We start from the raw sequence: 14,411 nt of genomic DNA, 5'->3' as shown, positions 1-14,411 counted from the left end.
TGGGCATAGGTTTATTGCGTAACTTTGATATACATGCAATCATAATCAAGAATTAGCGACAGTTTAGTAAATGAAAAAGGTGTGTCAACGTAGACTGTGATTACCAGCCTTCAATCAACAAGACACAAATTCAAGATTTACGTTACGTTTTTTAGAAACGCAGAATAACGTCCTATTCATTTGGGACTTCGGGAACCGAAAAATCAGATCGAATGAAGAATCTATTTGACGAAAAAAGGCAGCTGATTGATGCAGCAGCTTGCCCAGTATCATACATTTTTGAATGACTCTTGACACTCAGACGATAAAATAACAAAAACGACAAAGGGAACACGCCATGATAAACCAATATGATTATATTTTCTTTGATATGGATGGAACGATTACTGACTCTGCAGAAGGCATCTTGAATTCATTAGACTATGCGATTGAAAAGCTTGGGCTGGAACACCGGTCACGTGTAGAAATGCAAACATTTATTGGGCCACCAATGTTAGACTCGTTTGAACGAATCTGGGGCTTAGATGAAGCCGCCGCGCGTCATGCAGTTGATGTCTATCGGGAGTATTTTGGTGAGAAGGGGAAATTCGAAAATGCGATTTATCCAGATATCGAATATACTTTGAGTCTCCTCAAAATGTATGGGAAACACCTCTATATCGCCTCAAGTAAGGCCGAAGTGTTCGTTCGCGAAATTATCGAACATTTTGCTTTGGCAAACTATTTCGATGGCGTTTACGGTGCGACTTTGGATGGTTCACGGGCAGCGAAAACGGAGGTGCTCGCATACGCAATTGCTCAGAGTGGGTTGGTTGATAAATCCAAGGCACTGATGATTGGCGATACGGATAATGACATTATCGGTGGGCGCGAAAACGGCTTGGATACCCTCGGTGTGAATTACGGAATCGGCGCCAAAGCAGAACTCGAAGCAGCCGGTGCGACCTACATTGTTGATACCCCCAAGGCAATTTTGGATATTGAATAGACGGAGTACGCCATGGCGACGGTAATTGAAAAATTAAAACTTAATAAATACGCAACCCGAGTGATTATGGATGTACCAACTGATATGAAGGAATTTGAGGGTTTAGCATACGAAAATGAATTGCAAAAGGCTGATTTATTAATCTTTTTTGTGTATTATTTGGCTCAAATGGTCGGTGCAATTCAAAACGTGGTAAGCCAGCAACTACTTAGTGATGAGGGTTATCTGTATTTTGCTTATCCTAAAAAAGCCTCGAAAAAATATACGGCGAAATTTGGGCGTGACGATATTTTTCCGTTCTTAGGTATTAATCATTTGGATGGGAAAATTGGTGAAACTAATTTAAAATTCTCAAAAATGGTGAGTCTAAACAATGATTTCACGATGATTGGTATCCGTGTTATTACAGTTAAAACGGCGCGTAAACAGACAGTAGCCCAGTTTGTCGATCGTACCGATGAGTTTATCGCATTACTGACCGCAGTTGAAAAAGACCATTTCGAAGCAATTACACCCGGACGGCAACGGGCATATGTTAGTTATGCTTTTGGCGCTAAGACTCAGGCAACGATTGATGCACATACAGCGAAAGCAAAACTGGCATTGGCCCAAGGCTTGGGTAGCGTGGAAGAATTGAAAAAATAAGTGGCTCTATTTCGTCTGACGTGGAATTTATAAAATGAGATGAGATGTATGATGCCACTGCGTGCCTGAAAATCACATTGTGCACCGAGATGGAAGCACATGCCCAAGCCACTTGCTTATGCCTGCGAACCGGCAACGCAAAACATTCCAGCATTTTGTTGCACAAAATACTGAATCTAATCCTAACGCGATTAGATTAGCCTTCCAGGCTGAATGTCTGTCTTGGGCAATTCGGGATAGCTGGCAGTCTAATGGCTAAAGCCAAAAGACTGCTCATCTACCCTCAGCGACAAACCCGACACGTGGTGTCAGGTTCGTCCCATCATGGTGTAAAGCCTGTCGGCCACAAAGTGATTTTCAGTCACTCCGCTAGATAAGCGTGGAATTATTGATTACCGCTAAACTTGCGGCGACAAGGATTACGGCATATTACTAGTCAGAATGCCTACGCAAACTAACGAAGAGGCTGGAAACAGGCTGGACTTTAGTTCGCACCGTGATGGCATAATCAGTAACGGGTTTCGTTACTGATTATGGATTTGCGAAGATGGTTACCGCGTTAACGCAAGCTTTGCAAACATTTGAAGACCGCACTGTGGCTTCAAATACTTGTCTTCCATCACGGTGTCCAGACTGTTTCCAGCCTCGTAGTGGGAATCAATCTGAGATGCATATCCAAATTCCACGCTAGAAAAAATTTAACCAAATAAGTTCAATACGTGTGAAAAGGAGTAGCAACTTGTGTTTTTACAAGTTACTACTCCTTTTTGAAGTATCTAGTTAATTCACCCACTGCGACTGAGTGTTATAGGGTGAGTGCATAAAATAAATTTGCCCGATTTTTCAGGCTTTTGTGTGCGCAACATATTTTGTATCTAAAAGATACAAAATTATGTTGACGCGGTCAGGTAAAAGCGATATTCTAAATGAACTCAAAAGTATCTAAAAGATATAAAAGAAGGGAGAAAAAGATGTACGAATTATATGTGTTGGCAGAATTGTTAGATGCGCCCCGCTCAGCATATAAGATGCGTTTCGTGTTGGAACGCATTTTAGGTGCCCATCGTAAGGTCAGTTTTGGTGTTCTATATCCATTGTTGGATAAGATGGAAGCACAAGGGTTGATTGAAACCACGGAAAATTTGGATGCTCGCGGCAAAAATTTGAAGCAAATTACGGCAAAAGGGCGCGAACGGTTTGATGAGTTGATGCGCGAACCAATCAAGCCAAGCGCGCACATGGACGATATGTGTTTATTCAAATTTGGCGGGATTCAGTATGTAAGCGAAAAGCTTGCTCACGTGGTTATTGAGGCGTACCGTGCTGAAAAAAACGACGAAATCAAGCAGTATCTAGAAGCAACGGTTGAATTGATTGAAAAACACGGCGATGCCAGTTTTGTGCCAGTCGCAACGCAAATGTATCGCCACCATATCATGTCTGCTGAAGCGGATTTGAAGTGGATTGATGAATTTGAAGTAATGTACGAAGCAATGCCAGATAAAGCAAAAGGCGTCAATGAAGACGCCGATTATGTGGCATATCAAGGAGAAGACGCTTAATTGCAGATAATTACGTAAAATTTGCGGTGAATTCGGGAAAGTTCAGCGGGTTAAAATTTTAGTGATTTAGCAATTAAGTGCATAGATAAGGGAGAAATATAATAATGCAAAACGCAACAGCACCAACGCAACGTGATCCAAAACGTTGGCTAGCGCTACTCGCCATTTCATTGGGTGTGTTTATGTCACTAATCGACACCACTGTGGTTAATGTAGCCCTGCCAAGTATTCAAGCACATTTGAATGCATCATACTCAGATTTACAATGGGTGATTTCAGCCTATACCATCGTCTTTTCAGTATTATTGCTCATCTGGTCAAAGCTGGGTGATTTATACGGACGGAAATTAATTTTCTTAATCGGTTTAGTTATTTTTACGATTGGGTCAGGGTTAGATGCTGCCTCAACGACAATTGGTTGGTTGCACATCTTCCGGGCGATTCAAGCCGTTGGTGGTTCAGCGATGATGGCTTTGTCATTTGCCATTATTGGTAGTACGTTTGATAACAAAGAACGTGGGATTGCCCTTGGTATCTTGAGTTCAATCATCGGTCTTTCAACGGCATCCGGTCCATTACTTGGTGGTTGGTTAACGGATGCCTTTAACTGGCAATCAATCTTTACAATTAACTTGCCATTAGGGGTCATTGCTGTGGTCTTGGTATTGATGTTTGTGCCAAGTGCCCAAGAACACCACGCAACTGGTGGCGTTGATTTCTTAGGAATGCTTTTATCAGCGGGAACCATTTTCACATTGGTTTTCGGCTTGGTACAAAAGGAAATGCACGCAACTTGGGATTGGGGCAACATGCAAGTGGCCGGGTACTTAGTTGCCGCAGTTGTCCTCTTCATCTTGTTCATCTGGCGTCAAATGAAAGCTAAGAACCCCATGATGGACCTTAGCATGTTCAAGTCCCAAACGTTTGTCGGTGCGGTTGTCATGGCCTTCTTCTTGGGGGCTGGTTTGTACGGGTTCTTCGCGTACTTGTCAACGTTCATGCAAAACTATGCCGGCTACACAGCTTGGGAAACTGGCTTGCGCCAAGTCGCAATTTCAGGCTGGTCACTCGTCTTAGGACCTGTGGCTGGGATGTTGACTAACCGTTTCCGTCATGGTTACATGCTTGCTGTTTCAACGCTTTTCATTGGTGGTGGGCTGTTAATCATGAGTTTCTTGATTACGAAGACGGCAACTTTTGCTGAATTGTGGCCCGCATTCATTATCATTGGGATAGGTAGTGGTTCAATCAACCCACCAATGACGACGGCTGCGATGAGTTCAGTTAAGCCCCAACAAATGGGGATGGCGTCAGGGATGATTTCAACCTTCATGCAAGTTGGTCTGAGTTTTGGGGTTGTCTTCCAAGGCTTACGCTTAGCAGATGGATATCAAGCTGGTCTAAAGGCACACATGCCAGACTTAGCTGCTGTACATGTTCCAGCTGAATTAATCACGACTTTGCACAATGTGTTGGTTAAGGTTGGACCATTCTCAGGAAGTGCAGTAGCACACAGCAAGCAAGTCTTAGCAACGCCATTCGCCCACCAAATCCAAGAAATTGTCCGGATTGCATTTGATCGCGGGTTTGTTGAAATCTTGCGTATTGATGCGGGTCTGCTTTTAGCTGGTGGCTTGGTATCAATTATCTTGATTAAGAGTGGTCGTTTAGGCGGTAAGCAATAGGGACATAGTGCAAGTTTATTAAAATATCTGTGATATAGAATCGTTCTCGCGAAGGTCAGGCCACTTGATTCATGTGTTTGGAATCGGCTTGCTGTTCGATTGTGCTCATCAATTGAATAATTGTAAGCGTGTAAATAGCATCCAGATACGACAAATAATCTAAGCCAAGGTAAAACTGGCTTAGATTATTTTTTTACGGATAATTCAATGAACCATTTGTTGCTAATTTACTGGGTTCTATTTCGTTTGACGTGGACTTGCCACTACGTGCCGGTAAATTACTTGGCGCACCACGATGGGAGCACATTGCCAAGCCAAAGTGCGGTCTTGGCAAACTCGGATAAGCTGGGAGTCTAAGAAATAAATTCCTAAGACTCCTCATCTTATCCTCAGCGGAAATATGTGCTACACACATATTCCCCCAGTCGCGGTGTAAAGGCTGCGCCCGCCAAGCAATTTACCGACACTCCGTTAGTTAGAAATAATACTCAAACTAGCGAAAAACAGTTGCCAACCACAAACCGCAGTAGCCTTGAAAAAATACCACTGACAATAGAACCTCAGTAATTCGATGATTAAAAAGTAGAGAAACGAAGAGGCTGGACTTTAGCTCGCACTGTGGCTTCAAATGCTTGTCTTCCATCACGGTGTCCAGACTGGTTCCAGACACGTAGTGGGAATCAATCTGAGACACATATCCAAATTCCACGCTAGAAAAAATTTAGCCATCTAATGATCTCGCAACAATACGCCCTCATCTGTAAACTTATATACTTCTAGTTCTTGCAAGTTAACATGTTCAATGTGATGAGCTTTTTCAATAATTGTGGTAAGCAAGGAATACAATGCAGTTCTCACTTGTTGTGCGGAATATTCATCTAAACCTGCCGTAATTTCATCCGCCAATATTATTGATTTATCAAAGACCAAAGCCCGGGCGATTTCAATTTTTTGTTTTTGTCCGCCGGATAAGTTGCAACAGCCTCATATTGGACAATCGAAAAAATTTTCCGATAAAAATTATCGCCAATTAACTTAATATTATTTTGGATTCTAGAAATTGATGATGCTCTGTCGTTACTAGGCTGGACAAAAATGTCTCTAAAGTATCTTTTAGTGATGTTCACATCAACTTTTGCGATAATATTATTCTGAAGCTTCATTGCAAAGTACATTGCTGACCAAGTAATTACGTAGCCTACAAGACCAAATAATACCGTTTGAATAATGTTGTGATAACTAGAATTTCCAAATGTACTTGAGATTCTACCCATCAATATTGCATTAACTATGCCCTCCAGCGAAGTGCTTAACGTGGCTATTGCCAATAAAATCGTCGCTTTTTTAGGTAATAATCGAAGCATTACTGTGTAGATGTGTACTCTGTTGGTCATTAATTGTTACCTCCTGAAAAAAGTAAACGGTGGATCGAACTCTACACCTGTCAGTAACACTAGTGTAGAACCAATCATTCCGGTAGCTAAGTCCATGGATACATGCATATTAGTTCCACATTTACAGAATAATGCTAAATTGAATGCAATATACAATTTACATCATATATGACATACTTTTAGACAATTACCAACTGCGCGTAAGTTTGCATTTCAGCATACTAATTATGAAAATCGCTTAATTGTATTGTTCATTGAGGGCTTGCTTGATGTAGCTCATTGGTTTAAAGAAGGGAATGCTAAAGTTATGAAGTCAATCGATGCAATGGCTTTTCTAGGGCCAATCGAATTAGCTGAAGCGTATTTGATCTATTATCAGTGAAATTTGCTTAATCCAATTCAACGAGCGATTGAATAACATTTTAAAGCCTAATAAATAAAACGTTTTAGGACTTAAATTTATTTTTATTGCGCTAATTAACTAAAAATTATCTCAAAGCGTCTAATTAAGTTACAAATAGAAATTTACGCCCATCTTATAAGTCTTGTTTGGAATTAAAATCTCGACAAACGGTTCTGTTTATTCTAGCGAGGGATTGCCGGTTCCGTACTTTCCAATCATCGAATTACTGAGGTTTTATTGTCAGTGATGCTTTTCCATGTCACTGTGGCCTGTGATTAGTAATTGTTTTTCGCTAGTTTGAGCATTATTCCTAACTAACCTAACTAACGAAGTGCCGGTAATTTACTGGCACGCAGTGGCCAATTTTATGCAATCCCATGTCAGACAGAAGTGAGTCATGAGAGACTGATAACACATGATTACATGGTATGGTGGGGTTAAACAAGTATTTGGGGGAATGTGTGAGTTAGGCCGTTTCTAAAAAGCTGCTTAAGGTGCAAGGTTTTACCGGCAAAATGTGTGTATTAAATTGGTGTTTTTAGACAACGATGTAAAGGGTTTCGGAAACTATCGGATGCGCTATGGGAATTTTGAAAATATAGGGTATAATTTAAAGCTGAAGATTATTGTAAGTAGTTTTAGAAGAAAGTAGATATATATATGAAAAAGGGATTATTCATTACGTTAGGAGTTTTGGTGGTCGCTGCGCTTGTTGGTGGCGGTTATGGTTTTTACCAAAATTCACTTATCAAAAAGGACACGACAGTTGTGTTGAATCAACACACGGTTAAACTCGATCGCTTAACTAATCAACAGGCATTAGTTAAGTTGAAAAAGGTTGATCAATCATATGTTGTGAAACTTGAAGATAAAGAAGAAAATACGAGCCATGTACTACGCTTCAAGAACAACCAAAAGATTACGCTCAAAGATGTTGAAAAGTTACAACAAGGTAAGACCAACTACAATCCCGCCATTGGTGATTTGAGTGAAAAACAAGTTGTGACAGTTCTAAAGGCGGATTTACCAGTTCAAGTTAAACGGACACCTAAGAATGCCAAATTAATTTTGAAGCAAGATCACTATGAAGTATTAGCAAGCCGGTCTGGTAGCAAAATACACTACAACCGGATGGCTAAAAATATCGTCACCCAAGCTAAGAAGCATACTGGTGGCTACTTAGTTTTACCAATTGATTATCAACAACCAAAGTTAACGAGTGAACGTGCCCAGGCGCAAGCTGAAAAGTTGAATAAAACTTTGAAGACTGATATTAAGTTACAAGTTGGTTCAAAAGAAGTTGTCGTACCAATGTCAGTTAAAGCACAAGCGGTTCGGATTAATACTATTAAGACTGCCCCAATTGTTAAGTGGTTAGACGCAAAGGTTGATCCAACTGTTGGTACACTTAACAAACCAATTAAGTTTAAGACGCATAAGGGCAAAATGATGAAACTCGCCAATACTACTGCAGCGAGTGGAATTGGTACGTATGTGAAGTCAAAAGACACTGCTAACAAGATTGCAACAGCTTTAACAGCCGGTGAAGACACGACGGTTAAAGCGCCCATGGGTGGTAAGAAGTACAAGAAGAACTTTGGTGGAACTTACATCGAACTTGATTTGACGAATGCCCATGCCTACATGTACAAAAAGGGTAAAAAGGTCATTGATTGGCCATTCATCTCAGGTAAAAAGGCCACAGGTCACGCCACGGTCACTGGTGTTTTCCGCATCTTGTACAAGGAACAAACAACGCCTACGCACGAAATTCACTTGCGCGGTAACAATTCAGATGGTTCTAAGTACGATTCAGTAGTTAACTACTGGTTACCATTTGAAAGCCAAGGTTATGGGATTCACGATGCCCCATGGCAAGCTAACTACAACTTCGGTGTTCCAAGTGCTAATGCAGCAGTTGGTAGTCACGGTTGTATCAACACGCAACCATCTGTAATGCCAACGGTTTACAAGTTAGCAACAACTAATATGCCAGTTGTTAGCTATGGTGCTTTAGGTAAGTAAGCGACAATTAAATGCACAAAAAACAGCAGTCCTTTGAGGGTTGCTGTTTTTTGTGCGGGAAAAGACATATTATGTTCACGAATAGTGAGTACAATTAAGATAATATATTTGGCTAGTAGTAGCTAATCACAGGAAAGGAAGCTAGGTATCTTTCTTGAAAATTAATAAGGGGGAATGGTGATGTTTAATTATTTACTAACATACCGTAATCAGATTCCAAATAATATTGGCTTTGGTCAATTTAGCGTAACGCATATTAGCGTCGTGATTGTAGCGTTAATGTGGATATGGTATTTTGCTAAACAATATCGGGCGGCAGATACGTACAAAAAAATAATCTACCGGCGCAGGTTAGCGTTGACGATTGTAGTGTTGGAAGTAGCTAAGGAAGGTTACTTAGCATTGACCGGGCAATTTCAGCCGGAACTCCTACCGTTTCACTTATGCGGTATGAGTATCTTCATTTGTGCGATTGATGCATTTTGGGCGCGTGATAAAATCAATCAGACAACCCGCCAAATTTTATACTGTTTAACATTACCAGGCGCGGCAATGGCGATATTATTTCCAGACTGGGCTGAATATCCAATTATGAATGTGTTTGCGTGGCAGAGTTTCATTATCCACACACTGTTAATTGCGTATGCATTTATCTTATTGAAGAGTGGCGAATTGGTACCAGATTTTCGGCAATTATGGCGGCCTGTTGGCTTCTTAGCCGCAGTTGTACCATTTGTATTATTTATCAATGCCAAATTAGGTACGAACTTTTATTTCCTCAATACTTCCGCACCGGGCTCGCCACTAGAAATTTTGCAGACAACATTTGGCAATTATTATGTACTTTCGATGATTCTAATGGTCGCGTTGGCATGGTTCTTCATGTATATTCCCTGGGAAATCAAAAAACACCGAGATTGGAAGCGGCAGTTTAACGCAGTACTCTTTTATGAGAATAACGTTTGACAAGATTAAAAATGCGTTGTAGTATGGTGTCAATCTTCTAAGGAGAATTTAATTTTATGAAAATTCAAATGCAATCACAAAAATTGAACAGCTTTCATTACTTCTGGCGTTTCGGATAGCATCCGTGAACAACCAGAAGCAATTTTAGCTGGTTACACATGGATGCAAGGTAATTCTAGCGTTCATGTGGTAATTGCAGAAGATTGTTTGAACATTCTGTATATTAGCGTACACCCATGAACTCTAAGTTTATGGGTGTTTTTTATGTTCTAACGGTAAAAATGAAAGTCGACGTCATTTTTGCCCAAGGAATATCAGTCATCGCGGGAATGTGATGTCATCGTTGTTTGATTAGAAGTGGTGGCGCACATGGCGAAAAGGGGAGGGCTTTATGCCAACAACACGGGAATCATTATTAACGAAATTAAACACACGGTTGAATTTAGTGGGGCCGTCAGATATTTTGGCATTCAATGCTGAAATTGCCAAGCTACCAGATATGGTGAATTTGACACTCGGGGAACCAGATTTTAATACGCCAGAACACGTGAAGCAGGCCGCAATTGCATCAATTGCTAATGATGAATCACACTACGCAGCGTCGAATGGTACGTTAAGTCTGCGGGAAGCGGCCGCGAATTTTTTAGCAACGAAATATAACTTGGATTATGATGCGAACACGGAATTAATCGTGACAATTGGAGCGACTGAGGCGATTTACACGGCGCTGGCTTCAGTCTTAAATGCGGGTGATAAAGTTATTATCCCGACGCCCATTTTCCCACTGTATATTCCAATTACTTTGGTCAATGGCGGGACGCCGGTCTTCGTGAATACCACTGCTAATGGGTTTGTCCTTTCACCGGAGATGCTTGAAGCAGCCATTGCTGAACACGGGGATGCAATTAAAGCCGTTGTACTGAATTTTCCATCAAATCCAACGGGTGTGACATATAGCGCCGCTGACTTGCAAGCATTAGCGGCAGTTTTAGAAAAGCACGATATTTTCGTCATTTCCGATGAAATTTATAGTGAATTAACGTATGAGGCAAAGCATGTGTCGATGGCACAATATTTACCAGCGCAGACAATTTTAATCAATGGTGTGTCAAAATCACATGCGATGACGGGGTACCGGATTGGGATTATGGCAGCACCTGCGGCAATCACCCAGCAATTAGGTAAAATCCATCAGTTCACGATTACGACGGCGGTCAATGCGGCAATGGCTGCGGCCGAAGAAGCCTTCAAGCACGGAATGGATGATGCGCAACCAATGAAAATTGAATATCAGAAACGGCGTGACTATGTTTATGACCAATTGTTGCAATTGGGTTTTGAAGTTGCCAAACCAGCCGGGGCATTTTACTTGTTTGCAAAAATTCCAGCGGGATTGAATCAAATTTCGATGGAGTTTGCGCGCGACTTGGCAACCAAAAATCATCTGGCAATTATTCCAGGCGGTTCGTTTGGACCTGGGGGCGAGGGTTATATTCGCATTTCATATGCGGCATCAATGACGCAACTGACAGCAGCAATGCAACGACTGACAGCTTACGTTACAGAAAATCAGAAAGTGGTGATTGCTAATGACTAAAATTTTAATGTATTCAGTCCGGGATGATGAACAAGTGGCAATTGCCAATTTTGCGCAAACACATGGAGTCCAAATTGATAGCACTACCGCAGAATTACATGGCGATACGGTGGAATTAGCAACTGGGTATGATGGCGTTATTATCCAACAACATGCTGGAATTAATGATGATGGCGTATATACAAAGCTTGCGCAACAGGGAATTAAGCAAGTTACGTCGCGAACGGCGGGTTTTGATACGATCAACGTTCCAGCAGCCAAAGCAGCCGGGCTGACCGTCACTAATGTCCCAGCATATTCACCACGTTCAGTAGCTGAAATGGCGCTGATGCAAATTTTCAGGCTATTACGCAACACGCCAGCATTTGATGCGCGAGTACGGCGTAATGATTTTCGTTGGGAGGGGCTACAGGCCCGGGAAATTCATTCTGTTACGGTCGGAATTATTGGATTAGGACGTATCGGTGAGACACTTGCCAAAATGCTCAAAGCACTTGATGTGCGCGTGATTGCAAATGATTTAGTTGAACGTGCTGAAATGCGTGATGTGGTTGAATATATGAGTAAGGAAGCGGTGTTACAACAAGCAGATGTTATTAGCCTGCACGTATATTTAGATGAACAATCAACGGGGTTATTAGCTAAGGACGAATTCGACTTGATGAAAAAAGGCGCCCTGATTGTGAATGCATCGCGGGGGCCAGTTATCAATACGGCGGACTTAATTGAAGCACTTGATGCCGGAATAATTGCTGGTGCGGCGTTAGATACAGTTGAAGGCGAGGAACATATTTTTAATGAAGATTTATCAGCTAGTGGTGTAACCGATGAACGCATTAAAAAATTACTGACCTTAGAAAATGTGATTATTACGCCGCACGTTGGCTTTTTCACTAATATTGCCGTCCAAAATATGGTGGATATTTCATTGACGGATGTGTTGTCAATTATCACAACTGGGACATCTGCCCATGACTTGTAAGGGAGTTGTTTATGAAAATAACCAGTAAAATTTTTACGTTAAATATTCTAAACGGCTTGAGCTTAGGAATAGTGGTGGCGTTAATTCCCAGTGCATTACTGGGACAGTTGATGTTGTTGTTTGGTAAAAATTCATTGGCACTGCGTGTAATTGACATGACAAGTCTTGCGCAAAGTTTGTTGCCGGCAGTGGCAGCGATTGCAGTGGCAACCTTGTTTCACTTTAACACGATTAAAACCGCGTCCATTGCCTTGGCGGCGATGATTGGATCGGGAGTGGCGATACCAACGCCTAAAGGATTCGTATTACATGGAACTGGCGATATTATTAACACCGGGCTGACAATCGCAATTGCGGTGGGCCTACTAATATTAATCGGTGAGCGTTTAGGTCAATTTACCATGCTTGTTGCACCGGCGTTAATCTTAGTAGTTGCGGGCGCTCTTGGTTTATTGATTTTACCAAGCGTGCAAGAAATTTCGGAAATTATTGGGTTAGGCGTCAATCAGATAACGCAATGGCAACCAATCGTGATGGGAGCAGTCATGGCCGTGATATTCTCAATATTAGTAGTTTCACCAATTTCATCTGTCGGTATTGCGACTGCGATTGGGTTAGCGGGTATTGGTGCCGGGGCAGCAAACGTCGGCATTGTGGTGACTAGCTTTACATTGGCGATTATGGGAGCACGTGTGAATCCTTTAGGCGGAACTTTGGCCCATTTTATTGGTTCACCCAAAATCCAAATGGCAAACATGATGCGTAATCCAAAGCTATTCATTCCTACTACGCTTGGCGCAGCAATCATGGGCGCAATTGCGGCGATGCTCGATATCAAAGGAACCCCGTTCAGTGCTGGCTTTGGTTTTAGTGGCTTGATTGGCCCAATTACGGCTTACCAAGCTACTGCACAAAGCGCGGGGATGGTTAGCAAAGTGCTACTCGTCTTTGTGATTTTGCCATTACTGTTGGCAATTGGCTTAAATTATATCTTCAGCCAAAGAGGAACTTTGATTGCACCGACCGATTTAAAATTACCTAATAACTAAATTGGTAGTATAAAAAATGACCTGATTCCGTCTTGTGTTGCATAAGATGACAATTGGGTCATTTGCTTTGGGATGCAAAGAGCACATATTTTTCCGCGGGATGATAAGGATTTGTGGTAATCTAGAGGGAAATAAGCTGTTATAGAAAATTGGCTTGTGAGTGGAAAATCTAGCTGGTTTGTATTGGTAGCATGACAAGGGAGACAAGATGGAATACGTTCAAACAGCGGTGATGTCAGCGCAGCAACTTGCCGACGTACGTGAGTTGATTACCGAAATTCAGGTATTTGATGGGACAGCTGACACACCGTATTTATTTAATAATTATAATGTTGATAAAGCCTTACCAGCGTTTTTCTTAGCGTATGATGGGGATATTGCGGTCGGCTTTTTATCAATCTACGCAGATTCAGTAGATGAAGCGGGCATTGCCGTGTTAGTAAAACCCGCTTATCGCCGCCGCGGGATTTTTACTGAATTGCAACGCCAAGCTGAATTAGTTTTAGTACTAAATAATTACACGGAAATAACATATCAAAGTGAGCGCAAATTTATTGACGAAAACCCAACCTTGTTACCTAAGTTAGGTTTCGCTGTGGATGAGGATAATAGTGAATATTTACTCGAATTTGATATGACCCGGGCACCCTTGCTTACCAATCCAGCCGTGACCGTTGAGTTGGCAAATGCTGCGGATGTTGAACGTTTGGCGACAATTACTATGCATGCCTTTGGTAGTGAAGAAAGTGATTATGAATCGAGCATGGCATATGCGCAAGAAAATGTTGTCAGTACGACGGTGCGTTACTATAAAATTATGGCGCAAAATACTATTGTCGGGACAGTGGCCGTCGATGTTGACCCAACGATGAATTATATTTTTGGCTTAGCAATTGACCCCGCCTATCAAGGGCACGGCTACGGAACGCAAGCAGTTGCTTTGATTGCCAAGGAAATTAATGCGTTAAATGACTTACCACTAAAATTATCAGTTGAGGCCGAAAACGAAGTCGCCAAACACGTCTATGAAAAAAGTGGCTTCGTGACGTTAGCGGAAGTTGTCTATTTAGATTATGTAGCACCAAAAGAATAAAACGACTCAACACGATAAACTG

The 14,411-nt window shown here is 41.7% G+C and carries 12 protein-coding genes; 10 read left to right on the top strand and 2 right to left on the bottom strand.

Annotated elements, in window-relative coordinates:
• Window positions 1-337 precede the first annotated feature (337 nt).
• From EQG49_RS06995 to EQG49_RS06980, 4 genes are all read left to right on the top strand, one after another.
• On the top strand, window positions 338-988 hold the full coding sequence (locus EQG49_RS06995) for an HAD hydrolase-like protein (RefSeq protein WP_133363299.1): 651 nt from the start codon (window positions 338-340) through the stop codon (window positions 986-988).
• 12 nt (window positions 989-1,000) lie between these two features.
• Window positions 1,001-1,633 (top strand): YdeI/OmpD-associated family protein, encoded by a 633-nt coding sequence (locus EQG49_RS06990; RefSeq protein ID WP_133363298.1) that lies wholly within the window; start codon window positions 1,001-1,003, stop codon window positions 1,631-1,633.
• A gap of 971 nt (window positions 1,634-2,604) precedes the next feature.
• On the top strand, window positions 2,605-3,195 hold the full coding sequence (locus tag EQG49_RS06985) for a PadR family transcriptional regulator (protein ID WP_133363297.1): 591 nt from the start codon (window positions 2,605-2,607) through the stop codon (window positions 3,193-3,195).
• A gap of 104 nt (window positions 3,196-3,299) precedes the next feature.
• Window positions 3,300-4,880 carry an MFS transporter gene (locus EQG49_RS06980; RefSeq protein WP_133363296.1) on the top strand — a complete coding sequence of 527 codons (1,581 nt, stop codon included), beginning with the start codon at window positions 3,300-3,302 and terminating at the stop codon, window positions 4,878-4,880.
• Between the two features lie 729 nt (window positions 4,881-5,609).
• On the opposite strand, the gene EQG49_RS14070 is transcribed toward EQG49_RS06980, so the two are convergent.
• Complete coding sequence (locus EQG49_RS14070) at window positions 5,610-5,822, bottom strand: ATP-binding cassette domain-containing protein (protein ID WP_279232839.1); 213 nt, start codon at window positions 5,820-5,822, stop codon at window positions 5,610-5,612.
• A complete protein-coding gene (locus EQG49_RS14065) occupies window positions 5,789-6,274 on the bottom strand; it encodes a hypothetical protein (protein ID WP_133363295.1) in 486 nt (161 codons plus the stop codon). Before EQG49_RS14065 ends, EQG49_RS14070 begins: the two co-directional genes overlap by 34 nt.
• A 1,063-nt stretch (window positions 6,275-7,337) precedes the next feature.
• Here EQG49_RS14065 and EQG49_RS06965 point away from each other — a divergent pair.
• The 6 genes from EQG49_RS06965 (at window position 7,338) to EQG49_RS06940 (ending at window position 14,389) form a co-directional block, all read left to right on the top strand.
• Window positions 7,338-8,702, top strand: a complete 1,365-nt coding sequence (locus tag EQG49_RS06965; RefSeq protein WP_133363294.1) for a L,D-transpeptidase — start codon at window positions 7,338-7,340, stop codon at window positions 8,700-8,702.
• 180 nt (window positions 8,703-8,882) lie between these two features.
• Window positions 8,883-9,668, top strand: coding sequence for a YwaF family protein (locus EQG49_RS06960; protein WP_133363293.1), 786 nt, complete (start codon window positions 8,883-8,885; stop codon window positions 9,666-9,668).
• Window positions 9,669-10,059: 391 nt separating this feature from the next.
• Window positions 10,060-11,265, top strand: coding sequence for an aminotransferase class I/II-fold pyridoxal phosphate-dependent enzyme (locus EQG49_RS06955; protein ID WP_133363292.1), 1,206 nt, complete (start codon window positions 10,060-10,062; stop codon window positions 11,263-11,265).
• The gene (locus EQG49_RS06950; RefSeq protein WP_133363291.1) at window positions 11,258-12,247 is read left to right on the top strand and encodes a D-2-hydroxyacid dehydrogenase; all 990 of its coding nucleotides are present in this window, start codon (window positions 11,258-11,260) and stop codon (window positions 12,245-12,247) included. The genes EQG49_RS06955 and EQG49_RS06950 overlap by 8 nt, the downstream gene beginning before the upstream one ends.
• An 11-nt stretch (window positions 12,248-12,258) precedes the next feature.
• Window positions 12,259-13,296 (top strand): PTS sugar transporter subunit IIC, encoded by a 1,038-nt coding sequence (locus tag EQG49_RS06945; RefSeq protein ID WP_133363290.1) that lies wholly within the window; start codon window positions 12,259-12,261, stop codon window positions 13,294-13,296.
• Window positions 13,297-13,504: 208 nt separating this feature from the next.
• Entirely contained in the window at window positions 13,505-14,389 is an 885-nt protein-coding gene (locus EQG49_RS06940) for a GNAT family N-acetyltransferase (protein WP_133363289.1), read from the top strand.
• Window positions 14,390-14,411: the final 22 nt, after the last annotated feature.

This window comes from Periweissella cryptocerci (assembly GCF_004358325.1).
In the GTDB taxonomy this organism is placed as follows: Bacteria; Bacillota; Bacilli; order Lactobacillales; family Lactobacillaceae; genus Periweissella; species Periweissella cryptocerci.
Note: the sequence above shows the minus strand (reverse complement) of the source record. Positions and strands in the feature narration are given on the sequence as shown.